Genomic DNA, 22,489 nt, shown 5'->3' on the forward strand with positions numbered 1-22,489 from the left:
GCCGCCCACCGGAGTGGACGGCCTGAGATCTTGCCATGTGCGCCGCCAGGGACTCGAACCCCGGACCCGCTGATTAAGAGTCAGCTGCTCTAACCAACTGAGCTAGCGGCGCCTGCTGACGTCGAAGACATTACACGGCGCCGACCCGATCCACCGAATCGTATTCGGCCAATTACCTGCTGTGACCGTGCGCAGGCGGCTCCGGGTGGTGGCAGGCCGCCTGGTGGTCCGTCCCGGGCGGGCCGTCGAGAGCGGGCCGCTCCTGTTCGCAGCGCGCCCGGTCCGCCGGGGCGGTGAGCCCGGCGTAGCGCGGGCAGCGGGCACGGAAGGGGCAGCCGGTGCGGCGTTCGGTGGGGGAGGGCGGGTCGCCGGCGAGCAGGATGCGGTCGCGGGCGCGTTCCGCGGCGGGGTCGGGGAGCGGGACGGCGGAGAGCAGGGCGCGGGTGTACGGGTGCCGGGGGCGGTCGAAGACGGCGGAGACCTCGCCCTGTTCGACGGTCCGGCCGAGGTACATCACGCTGACCCGGTCGGCGAGGTGCCGGATGACCGAGAGGTCGTGCGAGACGAACAGGTAGGAGAGTCCGAGTTCCGTCTTGAGGGACTGCAGCAGGTTGAGCACGCCGGCCTGGATGGAGACGTCCAGGGCGGAGACCGGTTCGTCCAGCACCAGCAGCTTCGGCCGGACGGCGAGGGCCCGGGCGATCGAGACGCGCTGGCGCTGGCCGCCGGAGAACTGGTGCGGGTAGCGGACGGCGTGCTCGGGGTCGAGACCGACTTGGCGCAGCAGTTCGGGCACCCGGCGGGCGATCTCCTCGCGCGGGGTGTGCTGGGCGAGCAGGGGTTCGGCGACGATGTCGCCGATCGGCATCCGCGGGTCGAGGCTGGCCATCGGGTCCTGGAAGACGATCTGCAGTTCGGCGCGGAGCCGGTGGGCCTCGGCGCGGGTGAGCTTCGCGGTGTCCCGGCCGAGGAGTTCGATCCGGCCGGTCTCGGGGGCGCCGAGCTTCAGCAGTTCGAACAGCGTGGTGGACTTGCCGGAGCCGGACTCGCCGACCAGGCCGAGGGTCTCGCCCTCGCGCAGGTCCAGGTCGACGCCGTCGACCGCGTACACCTCGCCGACCTTGCGCTTGAAGACCGTGCCCTTGAGGAGCGGAAACGTTTTGCCGAGGCCGTTGACCGTCAGCACCGGTGCCAGGGCGGAGCGGTCGCCGGAGTCGGTGCGGGCGGGCAGCTGCGGGACGGGGTAGACCTCGGACGGCGCGGGCCGCCGCTCGGCGAGCTCCGCCGACCGTACGCACGCCGCCAGGTGGCCGTCCGCGCCCTCCAGGGCGGGCTCCGCCACCGAGCAGCGCTCCTCGGCCAGCGGGCAGCGCGCCGCGAACGGGCAGCCCGGCGGCAGCTCGGCCATCGGGGCCGGGGCGCCGGGGATCGGCACCAGCGGGCCGCCGTGCCCGTCCAGCCGGGGCAGCGCGCCGATCAGGCCGAGCGAGTACGGGTGGCGCGGCGCCGCGAACAACTCGTCCACCTCGGCGGTCTCGACCACCCGCCCCGCGTACATCACCGCGACCCGGTCGGCCGTCCCGGCGATCACCCCGAGGTCGTGGCTGACCAGGACGAGGGCCGCACCGGTCTCCTGCCGGGCGGTCCGCAGCACGTCCAGCACCTGGGCCTGGATGGTGACGTCGAGCGCGGTGGTGGGCTCGTCGGCGAGCAGGATGTCGGGCTCGTTGGCGACGGCCATGGCGATCATCGCGCGCTGGCGCATGCCGCCGGAGAACTCGTGCGGGAAGCTGTCCAGGGCCCGGTCGGGCGCCGGGATGCCGACCAGGTCGAGGAGTTCGGCGGCGCGGCGGCGCGCGGCGGCCTTGTCCACCCGCTGGTGGATGCGGACCGCCTCGGCGATCTGGTCGCCGATCCGGTAGACCGGGGTGAAGGCCGAGAGCGGGTCCTGGAAGACCATGGCGATCCGGCGGCCGCGGATCGCCGCGAGCTCCTTGCCCGGCAGCCCGATCAGCTCCTGCCCGTCCAGCTGCACCGATCCGCCGACCCGGGCCGTGCCGGGCAGCAGCCCGAGCACGGACAGCGCGGTGACGGACTTGCCGGAGCCGGACTCGCCGACGATGCCGAGGGTCTCGCCGCGGTGCAGGGTGAGGTCCACCCCGCGGACGGCGGGGACCGGACCGTCGGGCCCGGCGAAGTCCACCCGCAGGTCCCGGACGGCGAGCAGCGGCGTTTCGACGGTGGTGGTCACGGGCGGGGCTTCCTGGGGGAACGGGCGGTGGCGGTCACGGGGCGGCGCTTCCTGTGGGAGAGGGTGGTGGTCACGGGCGGCGCTCGCGGCGGGAACGGCGGGGCCGGGCCCCGGAGGTGGGGTCGAGGGCGTCGCGCAGCCCGTCCCCGATCAGGTTGACGGCGAGGACGAACAGCACCAGCAGGCCGGCGGCGAAGTAGAACAGCCAGGGGAACACCGGGGCTTCGCTGGTCCCGGCGGCGAGCAGGGTGCCGAGCGAGACGTCCGGCGGCTTGACCCCGAAGCCGAAGTAGGAGAGCGCGGTCTCGCTCATCACGGCGCCGCCGACCGCGATGGTGGCGTCGATGATGAGGAAGGAGGCGACGTTCGGCAGGATGTGCCGGCTGATGATCCGCAGCGGTCGTACGCCCATGAACCGTGCGGCGCGCACGAATTCGCGTTCGCGCAGGGAGATGGTCATCGAGCGGACCACCCGGGCGGTGATCATCCAGTTGAACAGCGCGAGCAGCAGCACGAAGGCGATCCAGCCGGCGCTCTTCAGCCGGGCCGAGACGATGGTGATGATCAGGAACGAGGGGAAGACCAGCAGCAGGTCGACCAGGAACATCAGCACGCGGTCGGTCCAGCCGCCGAAGTAGCCTGCGCAGGCGCCGACCACGGAGGCCAGCGCGGTGGAGAACAGCGCCACCAGCAAGCCGATGATCAGCGACTTCTGCAGGCCGCGGACGGTCTGCGCGAACACGTCCTGGCCGACCCCGTTGGTGCCGAACCAGTGTGCGGCGGAGGGGGGTTGGTGCAGCGCGGAGAAGTCGGGCGTGGCGTAGTCCCAGGGCGTGAGGTACGGCCCGCCGAAGGCGAGCGCGAACAGCAGCAGGACGGCGACGGCCCCGGCGACGGCTCCGCGGGCGGCGAGCAGCCGGGCGAGGACGAGTCGTCCGCGGCCGTCGGCCCGGGGTGCGGTGGTCGAGGGGGAGGCCTCGGCGACGGTGGTGGTCATCTCGAAGGTCTCCCGGTCAGGACCGCACGCGCGGGTCGAGGGCGGCGTGCAGGGTGTCGGCGAGGAAGCCGGAGGCGAGGACGACGGCGGCGGTGAACAGGTTGATCGCCACCACCGAGTTGACGTCCTGTTCGTTGATCGACTGGATCAGCCACTCGCCCATGCCGTGCCAGCCGAAGATCGTCTCGGTGAAGATCGCGCCGGTGAAGATGCCCAGGAAGCTGTAGGCGAACATGGTCGACATCGGGATCACGGCGGTGCGCAGGCCGTGCTTGAGCAGCGCCCGTCCGCGGGTGAGGCCCTTGGCCTCGGCGGTGCGCAGGTAGTCGGAGCCGAGCACGTCGAGCATGGTGCCGCGCTGGTAGCGGCTGTAGGTGGCGAGGCCGCCCAGGGCCAGCGAAATGGTGGGCAGCAGCAGGTGCAGCGCCCAGTCGGCCAGGTGGGTGCCGAGGCCGCCGGTGAGCCCGGGGGTCTCGTAGCCGGTGAACGGGATCACGTCGTGGCCGGCCGCGTCCTTGGCGGCGATGGCGCCGTTCTTGAGGAACAGCGCGACCAGGAAGACCGGGGTGGAGAGCAGCACGAAGGACAGCACGGTGAGCAGCCGGTCGGAGATCCGGTACTGGCGGACGGCACTCCACGCGCCGACGGCGACGCCGAGGAGCATGCCGAGCACGCTGCCGAGCAGCAGCAGCCGCAGGGAGACCCAGACCCGGCGGCCGAAGTCGTCGGTGACCGGGGTGTCGTGGATGGTCCGGCCGAGGTCGCCGTGCAGCAGTCCGCCGGCCCAGTGGCCGAAACGCTCGGCGACCGGGGTGCGGTCGTTCAGGTTGAGCGCGGTGAGCTGGCGCTCGACCGATTCGGCGGACGGGCGGGGGACCTTGGCGTCGAAGTAGGTGCGCGGCTGCAGGGCGGTCGCGGATATCGCGTACGCCAGGAAGACGGCGGCGATCAGCAGCACCGCGTAGTAGCTCAGCCGCTTCGCCAGGTAGCGGAGCATCAACGGCCGCCCGGGGTGGGGGCTCGGCCGAAGCGTCTGGTGGGCATCGGGTGGTGGCTTTCGGTCGGGGCCCGGTCAGGGCATCAGATGGCACGGGTAGCAGGGGAGTTCGGGAAACCGCAGGTCAGAGTGAAGCACCGTGGCACAGCCGGGGTATTGCGGCCGTGTTGCCGCGTGTGACTTTTGGATCAGGTGTGCGCTCCTCCCCCTGGTGGCGGATCTGATCCGCTGTTACGTTCTGCTCGCCCGGTGCCGACTTGGCTGCCCACGCTCAAGCCTCGCCACACCTCGCGCGGCACAACTCCCGTACCGAAGACCTCACCAGGGGGACCCTCATGGACGCTTCCACCACGGCCCGCCGGCTCGGCCGGGCGGCCGCCCTCGCCGTCGCCGTCGCGCTCGCGGTCACCGCGTGCACCTCGGGCGGGGGTGGCTCGGCCGGCGACGTGGCCAAGAGCGAGCCACCGAGACAGGACTCCCAGGACATCAACGCCAAGTCCCTGGACCAGATCAAGGACGGTGGCGAGGTGCGCTTCGCCCTGGACCAGTGGATCACCCAGTGGAACCCGCTCCAGGTGGACGGCGGTTCCTACACCGACACGGTGAACCTGGTCCGCGCCCTGGAACCCTCGCTGTTCAGCACCGACGCCTCCGGCACCTTCCGGGCGAACCCGGACTACCTGGTGGAGGCCAAGGTCACCTCGACCTCGCCGCAGGTGATCACGTACAAGCTGAACCCCAAGGCCAAGTGGTCGGACGGCAAGCCGCTGAGCTACCTGGACTTCAAGGCCGACTGGCAGACGAGCAACGGCAAGGACCCGGCGTACAACGGCTACGACCCGTCCGGCTACGAACTGATCTCCTCCGTCGAGCAGGGCGCCGACCCGACCGAGGTGAAGGTCACCTTCTCGGAGCCGTACGCGGACTGGCAGAACCTGTTCCGCCCGTTGGTGCCCGCGGCCGGCATCTCCACCCCGGACGACTTCAACAAGGGCTGGGTGGAGAAGGTTCCGATCACCGCGGGTGCGCTGAAGATCGGCGTGGCGGACAAGACCGCGCAGACCATCACCTTCGTCCCGGACCCGGCCTGGTGGGGCACCCGGGCCAAGGCAGACAAGATCACCTTCCGGGTGATGGACAAGGCCGCGAGCATCCAGGCCTACCTCAACAACGAGATCGACCTCGCCTCGGCCGGCACCGCCACCGCGTACGGGCAGCTCAAGAACGCCAAGGACACCGTGATCCGGGCCGCCAGCCCCTGGGACGAGGTGCACATCTCCTTCGGTGGCACCGGTGCGCTGGCCGACCAGCGGGTGCGCCAGGCGCTCGGCAAGGCGATCGACCGCTCGGCACTGATCAAGATCGCCAACAACGGGGTGCCGGTGGAGTTCAAGCCGCTCGGCAACCACATCATCATGCCCAACCAGGCCGGCTACCAGGACAATTCCGGCGACTGGGCCAAGTTCGACCTGGCTGCGGCGAAGAAGCTGCTGGACGAGGCCGGCTGGAAGGAGTCCGGCAGCGGCCAGCCGCGCACCAAGGACGGCCGGCCGCTGGAGCTGCACTGGGTGCTCAGCGACGGCACCGCGCAGGCCCAGCTCGACCTCGCCACCGCGGCGGCGGCGATGTGGCAGGCGGCCGGAGTCAAGGTCGACCTGGACAAGGTGGCCGCCAACGACTACTTCGCCAAGTACGTGACCCCGGGCAAGTTCGACATCGCGAGCTGGCGCAACACCGACTCCTTCCCGAACTCCAAGAGCCTCGCCAACTTCCGCCTGCCGGTGGGCGACAACACCTTCAGCAACCCGTCCCGGCTGGGCACCGCGGAGATCGACGGCCTGCTGAAGCAGGCGGCCGGGACGGTCGACCCGGTGGAGGCCGCGAAGCTCTACAACCAGGCGGACGCGAAGATCTGGGAGCTCGGCCACACCGTCGAGCTCTACCAGCGGCCCGCCGTGGTGGCGGTGCGCAAGGGCCTCGCCAACTACGGCGCCTTCGGCCTCGCCCAGGAGGACTACAGCAAGGTCGGCTGGGAGAAGTAGCGGCCGCGGCCGCCACCGGGACGGCCGCACGGCAGGCGCTGGCGAGCAGCGCGGTGATCACGAGGCCGGTGGCGCGGACAGGGGAAGGTCGGCTCCGCCGCCCCCGCTGTCCCGCCACCCGCCTTGACCTTCCGCGTTGCCCGCAGGCCGCCCGTGTCATGGGCCCCGCAGGGGCCTCGCTCCTCCAACCGGGACGAATCTAGCGGCGGGTTCCGGCCGTCCGCGGCGCAGCGCGCGGGGCGCGCCCGGAAACCTGCCGGGCTGTCACCCGGTTCGCGCACCGCGGCGTCAACTGCGGCTGACGGCAAGGAGAAAAGGGGCATACCGGGGCCATCGCGGCCCGGGGGTCGTACGGGCTCCCGGGCCGCGCCGGTGCGTGCGCCGGGCCCGGGCCACTGCCAGGATGCGTCGGACGACCAGCCCCTTCCGACCCCCGGAGCAGCTCCGATGGCCAGTGATCCCGCCGCCGCGGCACCCCGCACGCGCCACGTCGACCCGCCGCCGGTGCGCCGGATGGTCCCGCGCGACCGCCACGAGCCGCACCGGGTCGCCACCCCGCTGGAACTCTTCTTCGACCTCTGCTTCGTGGTCGCGGTCGGCCAGGCGGGGCGCGAACTGGCCCACTCCCTCGCCGCCGGGCACTACGGGGAGGGCCTGCGCGGCTACGTGCTGGCCTTCTTCGCGATCTGGTGGGCCTGGATGAACTTCACCTGGTTCGCCTCCGCCTACGACTGCGACGACGTGCCGTACCGGGTCACCACGCTGGTGCAGATCGCCGGGGTGCTGATCCTCGCCGCCGGGGTGCCGCGGCTGTTCGCCACCCAGGACATGGCGCTGTCGATCACCGGGTACGTGGTGATGCGCCTGGCGATGGTGACCCAGTGGCTGCGCGCGGCGGCCGGCGAGCAGGGCGAGGCACGCCGGGTCGCGCTGCGCTACGCGCTGGGGATCGCCCTCTGCCAGGTCGGCTGGGTGGTCGTGCTGTTCCTGCCGCACGGCGCCCGGCCGTACGTCCTCCCGATCGGCGTGCTGTGCGAGCTCGCCGTGCCGGTGATCGCCGAGCTGCGGACGCAGACCTCCTGGCACCCGCACCACATCGCCGAGCGGTACGGGCTGTTCACCCTGATCGTGCTGGGCGAGACGGTGGCGGCGGCGACCGTCGCCGTGCAGTCCGCGGTGGACGAGCACGAGGAGCTGGGCCGGCTGGTACCGGTGGCCATCGGCGGCCTGCTGATCTGCTTCGCGGCCTGGTGGATCTACTTCGCCCGGCCCGTCCACGAGCACCTGCGCTCCAACCGGCAGGCCTTCGCCTGGGGTTACGGGCACTACCTGGTGTTCGGCTCGGCGGCGGCGATCGGCGCCGGGCTGGAGGTGGCGGTGGAGTCGACCGTGCACAAGGCGGAGATCTCCGAGCGGGCCGCCACCGCCACGGTCACCGTGCCCACGGCCCTCTACCTGGTCACGGTCTGGTTCCTGCACTCCCGGCACACCAAGCGGGGCGCGGTCGCCCAGGCCTTGGCGCCGGCGGGCGCCGTCCTGGTACTGGCCTGCACCGCGCTCGGCGGCCCCGGGGTGCTCGCCGCAGGCCTGGTCTGCGCGCTGATGGTGGCGGCGGGAGTGCTGGTCCACAGCCGGGAGAGCCGGACCTCGGTCTAGGAACCAGCCCGCCCCAGCAGCACCGGTTGGTGCCGCGCCAGCCAGGCCAGGTAGGCCGGGTTGACCCTGGCCAGATCCAGGTAGGCGGCGCGCAGTTCGCCGTACAGCGCGTCCAGTGCGGGCGGGCTGAGCGCACGCGGGCGCCAGGTGAACAGCAGCCGGACGGCCAGCGGATCCCCGTGCACCGGCCGGACGACGGTGCCGGGCCCGGGCGGTGCGGTCGGCTGGCAGGGGCGGACGGCCTCGCCGGAGGCGACCAGCTCGGCGGCGGTGGCGTTGTCCCGCACCTGCAGCACCCGGGGATTGAGCCCGGCCTCGCTGAACGCCCGGCGCATCGCCGCGTACTCGTGGTCGGCGGTCGGGTCGACCATCCAGGTGTCCCCGCCGAGGTCGGCGAGGTGGACGACCGGGCGGGCGGCGGCCGGGTGCCCGGCGGCGAGTTCGACGAACTGCGGCTCGCGGTCCATCAGCACCCGCTGCTCGGCGTCGGCCGGCACTCGCAGCGGGAAGCCTTCGCTCTCGTACACGAAGGCCACGTCCAGCTGGTCGGCGGCGACCATCCGCAGCAGCGCGCTGGCGGAGATGTCCACGTGGAGGGTGGTGTCGGTGTCCGGCAGCCGCTCGTGCACCCGGCGCAGCCAGGCCGCGACCGCCCGGCTGCCGACGCTGCCGATGCGCAGCCGGCGCTGCCGGCCCGCCCCGGTGGCGTCGCGGGCCTCCTGACGGGCGGCGGCCACCAGCGCGGCCATCTCGGTGATCACGGGCCGGGCGCGGGAGAGCACCGAGTGGCCGAGCGCGGTCGGCCGGCTGCCGGTCTGCTCGCGGGTGAACAGGGTGCCGCCGATGGCCCGTTCGATGCGGTGCAGCTGGGTGGTGAGAGAGGGCTGGGTCATGCCGAGTTGGAGCGCGGCCTTGCGGAGGCTGCCGGTGTCGGCGATGGCGCACAGCACCCGGAGGTGTCTCACGTCGAGCTCCACGTCCGGAGCATAGACGCAGCCGAGCCGTCTCGCCAAGGACATGACAGGCAATCAAGGCTCCGTCACGGAGCGCTCCACGTGCCGCCACAGGCCGCCACGCGCTGCCGCCGGTATGCGGCGGTGCTATCGCGGGTTGACATCATCCGCGGCGGGCCCGTCCGGGTCGAAGCTCTGGGACATCACCCGTTGACCAGGTGTCCCCCAGGGCCGGCCCCCAACCGGCCACGGCACCACAGGAATCGGAGCACCCCCACATGAAGCGATCCGTGCTGTCCGCCACCCTCGGCCTCGCCCTCGCGGCCAGCCTCGCGGTGCTGCCCGCCACCACCGCCGCCGCCGCACCGGCCGCGCCCGCCGCCCCGGCCGCACCGGCTGCTCCGGCCGCCCCGGGCTACACCGCCTCGACGTACGCCGGCTCGGCCGCCCAGGCCGCGAACAGCCGGGCCTTCTTCCAGGCCGTGGTGGCCTCGGTCAAGGCCAAGCGGGCCGCCAACCCGTGGCTGCAGACCGTCACCGTCACCTACGACACCGGCAACGCGCCCTCCTTCGCCGGCCAGATAGCCAGCGCCGCGCAGATCTGGAACAGCTCGGTGCGCAACGTCCGACTCCAGGAGACCGGCGGCAACGGCGACTTCTCGTACTACGAGGGCAGCGACAGCCAGGGCTCCTACGCCAGCACCGACGGGCACGGCCACGGCTACGTCTTCCTCGACTACCAGCAGAACCAGGAATACGACTCGGTGCGCGTCACCACCCACGAAACCGGCCATGTGCTCGGCCTGCCCGACGACTACTCCGGCCCGTGCAGCGAGCTGATGTCCGGCGGCGGCCCCGGCCCCTCCTGCACCAACCCCTACCCCGACGCCAACGAGCGCAGCCAGGTCGACTACCTCTGGGCGAACGGCCTCGCGGCGGCGAACCGGTAAGCAACGCAGCGGAGTTCGGGCACGGCAGGCCGCTCGGCCGGAATCGAGCGGCCCGCCGCTCCGGGTACTTCCCCGCTCGGGAGCCTAGCCGCCCCCGGAACGGAATGCCAGGGGCACGGTTGGGTCAAGGCGAGGAAAAGGCGACCCAAAGCGGCGGGGCGGCCCGGGTATTGCACGGAGCTATCGCGGGTTGACATCATCCGCGCGCCCGCCGGGCTGCCCGAAGCTCTGGGACATCACCCGTTGACCAGGTGTCCCCCAGGGCCGGCCCCCAACCGGCCACGGCACCACAGGAATCGGAGCACCCCCACATGAAGCGATCCGTGCTGTCCGCCACCCTCGGCCTCGCCCTCGCGGCCGGCCTCGCCGTGCTGCCCGCCACCACCGCCGCCGCGGCCGCACCGGCTGCTCCGGCCGCCCCGGGCTACACCGCCTCGACGTACGCCGGCTCGGCCGCGGAGACCGCGGACAACCAGGCCTTCTTCCAGGCCGTGATGGCCTCCGCCAAGGCCAAGCAGGCCGCCAACCCGGGCCTGGCCACCGTCGTGGTCACCTACGACGCCAGCTCCGCCCCGACCTTCCGCACCCAGATAGCCAGCGCCGCGCAGATCTGGAACAGCTCGGTCAGTAACGTCCAGCTGCGCTCCGGCTCGGCCGCCGACTTCTCGTACTACGAGGGCAACGACAGCCGCGGCTCCTACGCCAGCACCGACGGGCACGGGCGCGGCTACATCTTCCTCGACTACCAGCAGAACCGGCAGTACAACTCGGTCCGGGTGACGGCCCACGAGACCGGCCACGTGCTCGGCCTGCCCGACCACTACTCCGGCCCGTGCAGCGAGCTGATGTCCGGCGGCGGCCCGGGCACCTCCTGCACCAACCCCTACCCGAACAGCACCGAGCGCAGCCGCGTCAACTCCCTGTGGGCGCGCGGCTGATCCACCGCCGAACCCCCGGCCCGGCCGCACCCGCTGCGGCCGGGCCGGGGGCGTGCGCCGCCGGATTGTCGGTACCCCGTGGGAGCATGCGGGCGACACCCGTCCGAAAGGTTCCGCCATGCTCCGCTCCGCCCCCGACCGGCTCGCCGACCTGCCGTACGCCGAGGTGCTGCGCCCGCACACCGGGCCGCTGCGCAGCGACGCGCGCTACGACACCGCGCACTTCGACGGCGGCGAGCACACCGACGAGTCGGGCGCCGGCGCGGCCTTCCTGGAGTGCGCGTTCACCGGCGTCGCACTCAGCGGGGTCAAGCTGCGCCAGGCCCGCTTCAACGAGGTGTGGGTGCACGCCGGCCGCTGGGTGGCCTGCGACCTCAGCGACTCCGAGTGGCAGGACAGCGCCTTCGTCGGCGGCGTGCTGGCCGGGATCGCCGCGTACGGTTCGGCGCTGCGCCGGGTGGTGTTCCGCGGCTGCAAGCTGGAGGCGGTCAACCTGCGGGCGGCCGTCCTGCGGGACGTGGTCTTCGAGGACTGCCTGCTGCGCGACGTGGACTTCGGCGAGGCGAAGCTGACCGGGGTGTCCTTCCCCGGCTCGACGCTGGAGGAGGTCCGGCTGCGCGGGGCCGCCCTGAGCAAGACCGACCTGCGCGGCGCCGTCCGGCTCGGCCTGGCCGACGGCCACCAGGGGCTGCGCGGGGCGGTGATCAGCTCCACCCAACTGCTGGAGCTGGCACCGCAGTTCGCGCAGGCACTGGGGATCGAGGTGAAGGACCGCTGACCGCCTGCCCGCTCCGTCCCTCCCCGGCGTTTCCGTCCTGCGTTCAGCCCGGCGTCGTTCGGTGACTCCCGGACGAACAGTCCGCCAAACCTGGTGCACGCATCTGGTGGCCCGCTCCGTGCGCGCTGGAGACTTCTCCCCGATCGAGTGAGCCCCGACTTGTGTACACAACATCGCCAGTGAAGGGACGGGTTGGGCTGATGGCCGAGCTGAGTCGCAGGAAGTTCGTCACGCTGTCCGGGGCCGCCGCGGCCGGTCTCGCCGTCGCCGGGACCGGCGCCGCGGGGGCCGCCCCCGGAGCCGCGGCCGCCACCGCCTCCACCACCGCACTCACCACGACCGGCACCATCACCGACGTGCGGCACGTGGTGATCCTGATGCAGGAGAACCGCAGCTTCGACCACTACTTCGGCATGCTGCGCGGCGTGCGCGGCTTCGCCGACCGCAGCGCCATCCAGATCGCCGGCGGCTACAGCGTCTTCAACCAGCCCAACGGCCTGCTCTCCCGCCAGTACCCGTGGCAGTTCAGCCTCACCAAGCCGGCCGGCGGCGCCGACCCCGAGCGCCTCGCCCAGTGCAACGGGGACCTCTCGCACGGCTGGAGCGACCAGCACAGCGCCTGGAACAGCGGCAAGCTGGACAACTGGGTCGCCGCCAAGGGCAACGTCCGCACCCTCGGCTTCCTCACCCGCCAGGACATCCCGTTCCACTACGCGCTGGCCGAGAACTGGACCATCTGCGACGCCTACCACTGCTCGGTGCTCAGCGCGACCGGCCCCAACCGCACCTACCACTGGTCCGGCCAGATCGACCCCTCCGGCGCCGCGGGCGGCCCGGCCTACGACGGCGGCGACGAGAAGGGCCTGCGCTGGCAGACCTACGCCGAGGCGCTGGAGAACGCCGGGGTCAGCTGGAAGGTGTACCAGAACGCAGCCGACAACTACGGTGACAACGCCCTGGCCTACTTCAGCCAGTTCTCCGGCGCCCCGGCCGGCAGCCCGCTGGCCGTCAAGGGCATGGGCTCGGTGCCCAAGGTCACCGGCCGGACCCCGGACGACATCGTCGCCGCGATCAAGGCCGACGTGCTGAACGGCACCCTCCCGCAGGTGAGCTGGATCGTCCCCGACCAGGGTTCCTCCGAGCACCCGTACGCCACCCCGGCCGACGGCGCGCACTTCGTCCACAACGTGATCGACGCGCTCAACGCGGACCCGAACGTCTTCGACTCCTCCGTCCTGTTCATCAACTACGACGAGAACGACGGCTTCTTCGACCACGTCCCGCCGCCGGTCGCCCCGGCCGGCACCCCGGGCGAGTTCTACAACGGCACCAGCATCGGCCTCGGCTTCCGCGTCCCGATGCTCACGATCTCGCCCTGGACCCGCGGCGGCTGGGTCAACTCCGAGACCTTCGACCACACCTCGGTGCTGCGCTTCCTGGAGACCTGGACGTCCGCCCTCGGCACGCCCGCGCAGTGCGTGAACATCAGCGACTGGCGCCGCCGCGTCTGCGGCGACCTCACCAGCGTGTTCGACTTCGCCAACCCGGTGTACGGCCTGCCCGCACTGCCCGACACCTCCCAGACCATCGGCCTGTCCACCTGCGGCCCGCTGCCCAACCCGGCCCCGGTCAACAACCAGCTTCCGCTGCAGGAGTCCGGCACCCGGCCGGCCCGCGCCCTGCCCTACCAGCCGAACGCCAACCTGGACCACCTGGAGTTCGGCTCGGCCGGGGTCATGAAGGTCTGGATCGGCATGGCCAACGGGGGCAGCAAGACCTCGCACTTCGCCGCCTACGCCAACGCCTACCGCAGCGGCGGCCCCTGGCAGTACACGGTGGACCCGGGCGGCAGCACCAGCGACTTCTTCAACTGCGGCACCGGCTTCGGCGGCGGCCCCTACGACCTGTCCGTGGTCGGCCCCAACCGCTTCCTGCGCCGCTTCAAGGGCGACGCGACGAAGGCGGGCAAGAACGCCGCCGTCACCGCCTCGTACGCCGTCGAGCCGGGAACGGGCAAGCTCGCCGTCTACTTCAAGCTGGCCAACAACGGCAGCACGCCGATGACCTTCACCATCGCGTCGAACAACTACCGCACGGACGGTCCCTGGACCTACCAGGTCCCGGCCGGCGGCAGCGTCACCGACTACTTCAACGCCGTCGCCTACACCAACGGCTGGTACGACTTCACCGTGACGGTCGACGCGGACGCCGGCTGGTCCCAGCGCTTCACCGGCCACCTGGAGACGGGCGCGCCCAGCGTCAGCGGCTGACCGGGAGGACTCAGTCGTACGGGCTCCGCGGAAACCACGGATCGTGGACCTCGCGGGGCCCGTGCGCCTGCGGGAGCGCCCCGGCTACGGCCCCGGGGCGCGTTCGGCAGGGACCGAAGGCTCAAGGTGCGTCCCTCCGGGCCCGGTGTGAGAGTGGGGGCAGCCCGGTATCCCGACATTCCCTCCGGAGGAGGAGTCATGGGCATCTTCGACAGGCTGTTCCACCGGCCCCCGCACCACGAGGCCACCGGCGAGGACGCCGCCCAGCGGGCCGCCCTCGCCCACGACGAGGCCGCCGACGCCTTCGGCGACGACGTCGAGCGCTCCCGCTCGCTGCAGGAGCAGCTGGCCCAGGAGCGGCTGGCCCAGGAGCAACTCTCCCAGGCGGAGGCCGACCGGCGGGCCGCCGAGAACATGACCGCAGAGGGAGACCCCTGGGACTGACCCCCAGGCAAGACCCCTGGCACTGACCCCCCGGGCCGTCACCGCGCCCGCGGCGGCAGCGGCGGGCGCCGCAGGTCCGGCCGGGGCGTGGACTCCGGCGGCGGCACGGCCGCGGGCGCGTCCTCCAGCAGTTCCAGGGCGAGCTGCACGGCGGTCCGCAGCTCGGGGTGGCGCCCCCGCGCCCAGTCGCGCGGGGTGCGCAGCACGTGCACGTCCGGTTCGACGCCCCGGTTCTCCACCGACCAGCCGAGCCCGCCGTCGAACCAGGAGGCGTTCTTCGGCACCGAGATCTGGGTGCCGTCGCCGAGGGTGTGCCGCCCGGTCATCCCGACCACCCCGCCCCAGGTGCGGTTGCCGATCACCGGGCCGAGCCCGAGCAGCTTGATGGCCGCGATGATCACGTCCCCGTCGGAGCTGGTCGCCTCGTCGGCGAGGGCGACCAGCGGGCCGCGCAGCGCGTGCCGCGGCCAGCGGACCGGCTGGCGGTCCCGGGTGAAGTCCCAGGCGAGGACGTGCCGGGTGAGCTTCTCCAGGACCAGTTCGGAGACGTTGCCGCCGGCGTTGCCGCGCACGTCCAGGACCAGCGCGGGCTTGTCGAGTTCGCGCCGCAGGTCCCGGTTGAACTGCGCCCAGCCGGAGCCGCCGAGGTCCGGGATGTGCAGGTAGCCGCACCGGCCGTCACTGAACTCCCGTACCAGGGAGCGGCGTTTGGAGACCCAGTCCTGGTAGCGGATGGGTCGCTCGTCGGTGAGCGGGGTGACGGCGATCCGCCGCACCGGGCCGTCCGGGTCGCTGCGCAGGGTCAGTTCGACGGTGGTGCCGCCGGTACCGGCCAGCAGCGGCAGCGGGCCGCGCACCGGGTCGACGGGACGGCCGCCGACCTCCACGAGCTCGTCGCCGTCGCGCACGCCCTGGGCGGCCAGCGGGGCGCGGGCGCGCGGGTCGGAGGACTCGCCGGGCAGCACCCGCTCGACCAGCCAGCGTCCGTCGGGGGAGCGGTGCGCGGTGGCGCCGAGCAGGCCGAGCGGCTGCTGGGCGAGCGAGGGCCCCTCGGCGCGGCGGGACGGGGTGACGTAGGCGTGCGAGGTGCCCAGTTCGCCGAGGAGTTCGCGCAGCAGGTCGGCGAAGTCGTCGGGTGAGCAGACGCGTTCCAGCAGCGGCTCGTACTGGGCGACCAGGGCGGGCCAGTCCAGGCCGGACATCCGCTCGTCCCAGAACTGGTCCCGGACGATCCGGGCGGCCTCGTGGTAGGCCTGGCGCCACTCGGCGGCCGGGTGGACGGTGTGGGTGATCCGGCGCAGGTCGACGCTGGTGCCGGCGGAGGGGGCGCCGACCGGGACGACCCGGAGCGTGCCGGCCGAGTAGACCGCGATGGTGCCGCCGTCGCCGGAGACCGCGTAGCCGTCCAGCTTGTCCACCAGCGTGGTGCGGGTGCCCCGGGCCAGGTCGAAGTGCTCCAGCGAGGGGCGGCCGGAGGTGTCCTCCGGGCTGGCGAAGGTCTGCCCGAGGGTGCCGGAGATCGGCCAGCGCAGCCAGACCAGGCCGCCGCGCACCGCGTCGGTGGCCGAGTACTTGGAGGCGATCACCGGGAACTGCAGCAGCCGCTCGCCGATGCCCTCCGGGTCGACCCGCACGGTGCCGTCGCCGCCGTCCCCGGCCGGGGCGCCCTCCTCGACGGGCGCGGCGAACGGCGAGGGCGTGTCGGCGGTCAGCGGGACGAGGTACGGGCGGCAGCCGAGTGGGAAGGAGAGGTCGCCGGTGTGCACGTCGTGGACGGGGTCGAAGCCGCGCCAGGACAGGAAGGCCAGGTAGCGGCCGTCCCGGGTGAACACCGGCTGCTCGTCCTCGAAGCGGCCGTCGGTGACCTCGGTGGTCGGTGCGGGCGCGTCGGTGCGGGTGAGCCGGATGCGGCGCAGCGAGCGCCCGGCGACCGGCTGGGACCAGGCGATCCAGTGCGAGTCGGGGGAGAAGCGGGCGCTGGAGACCGGCCCGTAGCCGGAGGCGGCCAGCTCGCGCACCTCGCCGTCGTCGGCGGAGACCAGCAGCAGCCGTCCGTCCGAGGAGGCGGCGGCGAGGCGGCTGCCGTCGGGGGAGGCGGTGAGTTCCAGGACGCGGCCGAGCCGGCCGGCGGCGAGCACCCGGTGGTGGTGCCGTTCGGCCGTCTCGTGCCCGGGCAGCGGCATCACCTCGATCGCGTCGGCGCCCTGGGCGTCGGTGATCCAGGCTGCCTCGCCGGTGTGGCCGAGCAGCACGGGCAGCCGGGTCCGCACCCCGGGGGTGTCGGCGAGCGCGCGGGCCGGGCCGTCCTTGTGGGTCAGCCAGTACTGGCTGCCGCGCACGGTGACGACCCCGGCCCGGCCGGTCCGGTCGCAGGCGAGGTCCTTGACCTGGGTCGCGGCGCTGACCTGGTACGGGCGGCGGCCGGCCCGGGCACCGCCGAGCGGGACGCGCAGCCGGCGGGGGGCGGGGGCGTCCAGGCCGTCGAGCAGCCAGAGGTCCCCGGCGTGCTGGTAGACGATCCGGGTGCCGTCGGTGGCGGCTTCGCGGGCGTAGTAGGAGGCGTGATCGGTGTGCCGGCGCAGGTCGGTGCCGTCGGGGCGGCAGGAGTAGACGTTGCCGATGCCCTCGTGGTCGGAGAGGAAGGCGATCCGGCCGGAGACCGGCATGGGTGAGGCGAGGTGCCCGGTGTGGTCGGGCAGGATCTGTTCGCCGTCCGCCCAGAGCCGCCCGGTGGCGCCGCCCCGGTAGCGCTTCCAGGCGGCCGGCTCGTGCGGGGCGGAGCCGGTCAGCAGGACGGTCCGCTCGCGGCTCATCTGGGCGTCGCCGACCGGGCCCCAGGGCATCCGGCGGCCTGGGGAGCCGTCCGGTGGCAGGGCGTGCGCCCAGGTGTAGTGGCCGAAGGGCTCGTGGAAGGAGGTGACGGCCAGCACCTCGCCGTCCGGCAGCCAGCCGCGGACCCGGGTGTCCTGGCTGCCCCAGAAGCTGAGCCGGCGGGCCTCGCCGCCCTCGACGGGAGCGGTCCACACCTCGGGGCTCAGGCTCAGCCAGCCGGTCCAGGCGAGTGTGGTGCCGTCGGGGGAGAAGCGGGGGTGGCTGACCCGGGTGCGGTCGCAGGTGATCCGCCAGGCCCGGCCGGTGACGGCGCCGCCGGCGTCCAGCGGGGCGATCCAGACGTCGTCCTCGGCGGTGAAGGTGAGCAGGTCGCCGTGCAGGTGCGGGTGGCGGAGGTAGCCGGGCGGGGTCACCCCTCCATCCTTCGACGGGGTGTCACCTGCGGCAACCCGGGCCGTCCGCGTGGTGTGTTCCGGAACCGGTCTGGACCATTGACACCCGACGGCCGGATCCACTTCAGTGGTCTAGTCCAACTTGGGTGCCAGGCCGGGCCGTTCCCCCCACTGGCGCGTGCTCCGGCGTGCCCTCGGACGTCCCCCACGACCGCGCCATCGCAGGAGCCCCCGCATGCGCAGAAACCTCAGAACCGGCCTCGCCGCCGGCACCGCCTCCGCCGTCGCCGCCGCCACGCTGGTCGGCGTCACCCTGGGCCTCGCCCCCGCCGCCTCGGCCGGCGAGTTCCTGGTCAACGGCGGCTTCGAGTCCGGCTCGCTCGGCCCCTGGAGCTGCACCGGCAACACCGGCACCGTCGTCACCGGCCCGGTGCACGGCGGCAGCCGCGCGCTCGCCGCCGCAGCCTCGGCGAGCGACACCGCCCAGTGCGCCCAGACCGTCACCGTCACCCCCGGCACCACCTACACGCTCAGCGCGTACGTCAACGGCTCGTACGTCTACCTGGGCGTCGACGGCGGCGGCCCCAGCACCTGGACGCCCGGCACCGGCGGCTCGTACCAGAAGCTCAGCCTCAGCTTCACCACCGGCGCCACCCAGACCAGCGCCACCGTGTACACCCACGGCTGGTACGGCCAGGGCACCTACTACGCGGACGACGTCTCGTTGGACGGCCCGGGCGCCCCCAGCCCGACGCCCACGCCCACGCCCACTCCGACCCCGACCCCGACGCCCACCGCCACGCCCACCGCCACCGCCTCCCCGACCGCGACACCCACCGGCACCCCGACGGGCACGCCCACCACCCCGCCCGCCGGCAGCCACGCCCTGGTCGGCTACCTGCACGCGAGCTTCGCCAACGGCGCCGGCTACACCCGGATGGCCGACGTCCCGAACTCCTGGGACTTCATCGACCTCTCCTTCGGCGAGCCCACCTCCGCCACCTCCGGCGACATCCGCTTCAACCGCTGCTCCGTCACCGACTGCCCCACCGTCGAGTCCGAAGCCGACTTCAAGGCCGCCATCGCCGCCAAGCGCGCCCAGGGCAAGAAGGTGCTGATCTCGATCGGTGGCCAGAACGGCCAGGTCCAGCTGACCACCACCACCGCCCGGGACACCTTCGTCAGCTCGGTCTCGGCGATCATCGACCGGTGGGGCCTGGACGGCCTGGACATCGACTTCGAGGGCCACTCGCTCTCCCTGAACACCGGCGACACCGACTTCAGGAGCCCGACCACCCCGGTCATCGTCAACCTGATCTCCGCCCTGAAGACCCTCAAGGCCAAGTACGGCCCGGGCTTCGTGCTGACCATGGCTCCGGAGACCTTCTTCGTCCAACTCGGCTACCAGTACTACGGATCCGGTCCCTGGGGCGGCCAGGACCCGCGCGCCGGGGCGTACCTGCCGGTCATCCACGCGCTGCGTGACGACCTCACCCTGCTGCACGTCCAGGACTACAACTCCGGGTCCGTCATGGGCCTGGACAACCAGTACCACTCGATGGGCGGCGCCGACTTCCACGTCGCGATGACCGACCTGCTGCTCAAGGGCTTCCCGGTGGCGGGCAACGCGAACAACGTGTTCCCCCCGCTGCCCGCCGCCAAGGTCGCCATCGGCATGCCGGCCACCACCGACGCGGGCAACGGCTACGTCGCCCCGGCCGAGGTGGACAAGGCCCTGGACTGCCTCACCAGGCTCGCCAACTGCGGGACGTACGTGCCGCGTTCGGGGGCCCAGCCGAACCTGCGCGGGCTGATGACCTGGTCGATCAACTGGGACCGGTTCGGCGGGCGGGAGTTCTCCCGGAACTTCGACGGCTACTTCGGCCGCTGACCCGACGTCCACGCCGACCGGCCGTCCACGCCGACCCGAGGTCCACGGGCGCCGACGTCCACGCCGACCGGCCGTCCGCGGGACCATGGTTGAACCTCACACCCGTGTCAGGTCCAACCATGGTCCCCATGGCGACCACACAGCTCACCACCCCGGTGTCCCGCACACCCTTCCCGCTCCCCGCCCTGCTCGCCCTGGCCACCGCGGTCTTCGTCACCGCGCTCACCGAGACCCTGCCCGCCGGCGTCCTGCCGGGGATGGGCGAAGCCCTCGGCGTGAGCGAGTCGGCGGCCGGGCAGACCGTCACCGTCTACGCGCTGGGGACCGCCGCCACCGCGATCCCGCTCACCGCGGCCACCGCCGGCTGGAACCGCAAGCGGCTGCTGCTCACCGCGATGGCCGGCTTCGCGGTGGCCAACACGGTGACCGCGGCCTCCACCGCCTATCCGCTCACGATGGCCGCCCGCTTCCTCGCGGGCGTCGCGGCCGGTCTCGCCTGGGCGCTGCTGGCCGGGTACGCCCGCCGGCTGGTGCCGGTCGAGCAACAGGGCCGGGCGATGGCCGTCGTGATGGCGGGAGTGCCGGTGGCGCTGTCACTCGGAGTGCCGATCGGCACCTTCCTCGGCCGGATGCTCGCCTGGTGGGTGCCCTTCCTGGCCATGACGGCACTGGCGGTCGGTGTGGTCGGCTGGATCGCGGCGCTGCTGCCCGGTCGGCCCGGGCAGCCGGCCGGGGAACGCACCCCGGTCCGGCGCGCCCTCACCGTGCCCGGCGTGGTGCCGGTGCTCGGCGTGACGGTGCTCTACGTACTGGCGCACACCGTCCTCTTCACCTACATCGCGCCCTTCCTCGACGGGGCCGGCCTCGGTGCCGCCACCGGCACCGTGCTGCTGGTCTTCGGGCTGGCCTCGCTGCTGAGCATCTGGCTCACCGGAGCCCACATCCACCGCCGGCTGCGGCAGTTGACGATCGGCGGCGCACTGCTGGTCGCGGTGACGGCAGTCGTCCTCGCGGTGTGGTCCGGCAGCGCGGCGCCGGTGTACGCCGCCGCAGCGCTCTGGGGCCTGGGCTGGGGCGGCGCTCCGACGCTGCTGCAGACCGCCCTCGGCGACGCGGGCGGCGAGCAGGCGGACGCCGCCCAGGCCGTGCTGGTGACCCTGTGGAACGTCGCGATGGCGGGCGGCGGGGTGGTCGGCGGCCTCGTCCTGAGCGGCCTCGGCACCGGCGCCCTGCCCTGGACGGTCCTCGCGCTGCTGCTCCCCGCCCTCGCCGTGGTCATCGGCGCCCGCCGTCACGCCTTCCCGCCGGTGCGGCGTTAGCGCCCCCGCCCGGCGAGGGTCAGCGCAGGTGCCGTTCCGGTCGCTGCGGGGTCAGCGCACCTCCAGCGCGTGCGACTTCAGCCGGGCGATCAGCTCGGGCGACGCGGTCGCGGTGGACCCCGCCGAGTACGGCGGCTGCGGGTCGTACTCGATGACCAGCTGGATCGCCTCCGCGACCGCGTCCCCGGCGAGCCGGCCGGTCAGCGACAGCGCGAGGTCGATCCCCGCCGAGACCCCGGCCGCGGTCGCGTACTTCCCGTCCAGGACGACCCGCTCGGTGCCGGTCGCCTCGGCCCCGAGCGCGGCCAGCTGCTCCAGGCAGTACCAGTGCGAGGTGGCCCGGCGTCCCTTCAGCAGCCCGGCGGCGCCCAGCAGCAGTGAGCCGGAGCAGACCGAGGTGGTCCAGGTGGTGGTCGCGTCGACGGCCCGCACCCACTCCAGCAGGCCCTGGTCGGACAGTTGGGCCTCCGTCCCGGGCCCGCCGGGCACGAGCAGCACGTCCGCCGCGTCCACCTCGTCGATCGCGAGGTCCGCGGTGAGCGCCAGGCTCTTCATGTCGGTGCGCACCGGGCCGCGCCGGGCGGCGGTGAACACCACCTCGGCGCCGGGGATCCGGGACAGCACCTCGTACGGGCCGACCGCGTCCAGGGCGGTGAATTCGTCGTACAGCAGGAAGGCGATGCGCATCAGTGTTCTCCGTCGTGACTCGGTCGGATGTCGTGACTCGGTCGGAAGCGGCGTCGGTACTCGGCGGGCGGGGCGGCCAGGGCCCGGACGAAGGCGCGCCGCATCGCCTCCGGGGTGCCGTAGCCGCAGTGGCGGGCGATCTCCTCGATGCCCTCGGCGGTCTCCTCCAGCCGCCGCCGGGCGGCCTCCAGCCGGACCCCGTCCACGTACCGGCCGGGGGTGACCCCGACCTCGGCGGCGAAGGCGCGGGCGAAGTGCCGCGGGGAGAGCGCCGAGCGGCGGGCCAGCGCCTCGACCGACAGGTCGGCCTCCGGATGCTCGGCGATCCACCGCTGCACCTCGCGCAGCGGCTCCCGGGCCGCCACCTGGGCGGCCAGCTGGGTGCTGAACTGGGCCTGGTTGCCGGGCCGGCGCAGGAAGACCACCAGGTGACGGGCGATCAGCAGGGCGGCCTCCCGGCCCAGGTCCTCCTCGACCAGGGCCAGCGCCAGGTCGATCCCGGCGGTGACCCCGGCGGAGGTGGCGAGGCGCCCGTCCCGGACGTAGATCGGATCGGGGTCCACCTCGACGTCCGGGTACCGCCGGGCCAGCGCCTCGCAGTGCGCCCAGTGCGTGGTAGCCCGGCGCCCGGCCAGCAGCCCGGCCTCGGCGAGCAGGAAGGCGCCGGTGCACACCGACACCACCCGCTCGGCGCCTTCGGCCAGCTCCCGGATCCGTGCCACCAGGGCGGCGTCCGGACGCTCGCCGACCGGCCCGCCGGGGACCACCAGGGTGTCCACCGGCCCGGCCTCGGCGAGGTCGGCGTCCGCCAGCAGCCCCAGCCCGCTGTGGCTGCGCACCGGCCCGCCGCCGAGGGAGGCGGTGGCGACCCGGTACGCACCCGGTTGCCCGGCGGCCGCGCCGGCCCCCGCGAACACCTCCACGGGGCCGGTCACGTCCAGGCTCTGCACGCCCTCGTAGAGGACGACCAGCACGCTGCGTGCTCTCATGCGGCCAGCCTGTCAGCGGGCCGGGGTGGCAGCAATGACCTGCATCCCACCTTTTCTGCCATGCCCGCTCGGGCGCGCAGCCGGAAAAAAGCCGGTAGAGCCG

At 73.2% G+C, this 22,489-nt stretch carries 16 protein-coding genes and 1 tRNA gene; 9 read left to right on the forward strand and 8 right to left on the reverse strand.

Annotation, left to right across the window (positions count from 1 at the left end):
• Window positions 1-38: 38 nt before the first annotated feature.
• The 4 genes from BX285_RS10890 to BX285_RS10905 all read right to left on the reverse strand — a co-directional run bounded on the left by BX285_RS10890 (window position 39) and on the right by BX285_RS10905 (window position 4,245).
• Window positions 39-112 (reverse strand) — tRNA-Lys (locus BX285_RS10890).
• A 60-nt stretch (window positions 113-172) separates the two neighbouring features.
• Complete coding sequence (locus tag BX285_RS10895) at window positions 173-2,251, reverse strand: ABC transporter ATP-binding protein (protein ID WP_121175012.1); 2,079 nt, start codon at window positions 2,249-2,251, stop codon at window positions 173-175.
• A gap of 70 nt (window positions 2,252-2,321) precedes the next feature.
• A complete protein-coding gene (locus BX285_RS10900) occupies window positions 2,322-3,248 on the reverse strand; it encodes an ABC transporter permease (RefSeq protein WP_121175013.1) in 927 nt (308 codons plus the stop codon).
• Between the two features lie 16 nt (window positions 3,249-3,264).
• Window positions 3,265-4,245 carry an ABC transporter permease gene (locus BX285_RS10905; RefSeq protein WP_030060231.1) on the reverse strand — a complete coding sequence of 327 codons (981 nt, stop codon included), beginning with the start codon at window positions 4,243-4,245 and terminating at the stop codon, window positions 3,265-3,267.
• Window positions 4,246-4,580: 335 nt separating this feature from the next.
• Between BX285_RS10905 and BX285_RS10910 the strand changes: the two genes are divergently transcribed.
• Window positions 4,581-6,287: an ABC transporter family substrate-binding protein gene (locus tag BX285_RS10910; protein ID WP_121175014.1), complete on the forward strand. Its 1,707-nt coding sequence runs from the start codon at window positions 4,581-4,583 to the stop codon at window positions 6,285-6,287.
• A 447-nt stretch (window positions 6,288-6,734) separates the two neighbouring features.
• Complete coding sequence (locus BX285_RS10915; protein ID WP_097237800.1) at window positions 6,735-7,943, forward strand: low temperature requirement protein A; 1,209 nt, start codon at window positions 6,735-6,737, stop codon at window positions 7,941-7,943.
• On the opposite strand, the gene BX285_RS10920 is transcribed toward BX285_RS10915, so the two are convergent.
• A complete protein-coding gene (locus tag BX285_RS10920; protein WP_259470494.1) occupies window positions 7,940-8,920 on the reverse strand; it encodes a LysR family transcriptional regulator in 981 nt (326 codons plus the stop codon). The genes BX285_RS10915 and BX285_RS10920 overlap by 4 nt on opposite strands.
• Window positions 8,921-9,174: 254 nt before the next feature.
• Here BX285_RS10920 and snpA (BX285_RS10925) point away from each other — a divergent pair, with 254 nt between their 5' ends.
• The 5 genes from snpA (BX285_RS10925) (at window position 9,175) to BX285_RS10945 (ending at window position 14,276) form a co-directional block, all read left to right on the forward strand.
• Window positions 9,175-9,846, forward strand: a complete 672-nt coding sequence (gene snpA, locus BX285_RS10925; RefSeq protein ID WP_121175016.1) for a snapalysin — start codon at window positions 9,175-9,177, stop codon at window positions 9,844-9,846.
• Window positions 9,847-10,157: 311 nt separating this feature from the next.
• Window positions 10,158-10,784: a snapalysin gene (gene snpA / locus BX285_RS10930; RefSeq protein ID WP_183107047.1), complete on the forward strand. Its 627-nt coding sequence runs from the start codon at window positions 10,158-10,160 to the stop codon at window positions 10,782-10,784.
• A 118-nt stretch (window positions 10,785-10,902) separates the two neighbouring features.
• On the forward strand, window positions 10,903-11,562 hold the full coding sequence (locus BX285_RS10935) for a pentapeptide repeat-containing protein (protein ID WP_121175017.1): 660 nt from the start codon (window positions 10,903-10,905) through the stop codon (window positions 11,560-11,562).
• A 200-nt stretch (window positions 11,563-11,762) separates the two neighbouring features.
• The gene (locus tag BX285_RS10940) at window positions 11,763-13,832 is read left to right on the forward strand and encodes a phosphocholine-specific phospholipase C (protein ID WP_097237804.1); all 2,070 of its coding nucleotides are present in this window, start codon (window positions 11,763-11,765) and stop codon (window positions 13,830-13,832) included.
• A gap of 198 nt (window positions 13,833-14,030) precedes the next feature.
• Window positions 14,031-14,276 carry a hypothetical protein gene (locus tag BX285_RS10945; RefSeq protein ID WP_097237805.1) on the forward strand — a complete coding sequence of 82 codons (246 nt, stop codon included), beginning with the start codon at window positions 14,031-14,033 and terminating at the stop codon, window positions 14,274-14,276.
• 38 nt (window positions 14,277-14,314) lie between these two features.
• On the opposite strand, the gene BX285_RS10950 is transcribed toward BX285_RS10945, so the two are convergent.
• Window positions 14,315-17,521, reverse strand: coding sequence for a S41 family peptidase (locus BX285_RS10950; RefSeq protein WP_259470495.1), 3,207 nt, complete (start codon window positions 17,519-17,521; stop codon window positions 14,315-14,317).
• A 214-nt stretch (window positions 17,522-17,735) separates the two neighbouring features.
• Between BX285_RS10950 and BX285_RS10955 the strand changes: the two genes are divergently transcribed.
• A complete protein-coding gene (locus BX285_RS10955; RefSeq protein WP_121175018.1) occupies window positions 17,736-19,391 on the forward strand; it encodes a chitinase in 1,656 nt (551 codons plus the stop codon).
• 128 nt (window positions 19,392-19,519) lie between these two features.
• Window positions 19,520-20,710: an MFS transporter gene (locus BX285_RS10960; protein ID WP_259470496.1), complete on the forward strand. Its 1,191-nt coding sequence runs from the start codon at window positions 19,520-19,522 to the stop codon at window positions 20,708-20,710.
• A 51-nt stretch (window positions 20,711-20,761) separates the two neighbouring features.
• Here BX285_RS10960 and BX285_RS10965 read toward each other — a convergent pair whose 3' ends face one another.
• Together BX285_RS10965 and BX285_RS10970 are read right to left on the reverse strand one after the other, a co-directional pair.
• Window positions 20,762-21,397, reverse strand: a complete 636-nt coding sequence (locus BX285_RS10965; protein ID WP_121175020.1) for a DJ-1/PfpI family protein — start codon at window positions 21,395-21,397, stop codon at window positions 20,762-20,764.
• Window positions 21,397-22,386 (reverse strand): GlxA family transcriptional regulator, encoded by a 990-nt coding sequence (locus BX285_RS10970; RefSeq protein WP_121175021.1) that lies wholly within the window; start codon window positions 22,384-22,386, stop codon window positions 21,397-21,399. Before BX285_RS10970 ends, BX285_RS10965 begins: the two co-directional genes overlap by 1 nt.
• Window positions 22,387-22,489 lie beyond the last annotated feature (103 nt).

The sequence above is a fragment of the Streptomyces sp. 1114.5 genome (assembly GCF_003635085.1).
GTDB lineage: Bacteria > Actinomycetota > Actinomycetes > Streptomycetales > Streptomycetaceae > Kitasatospora.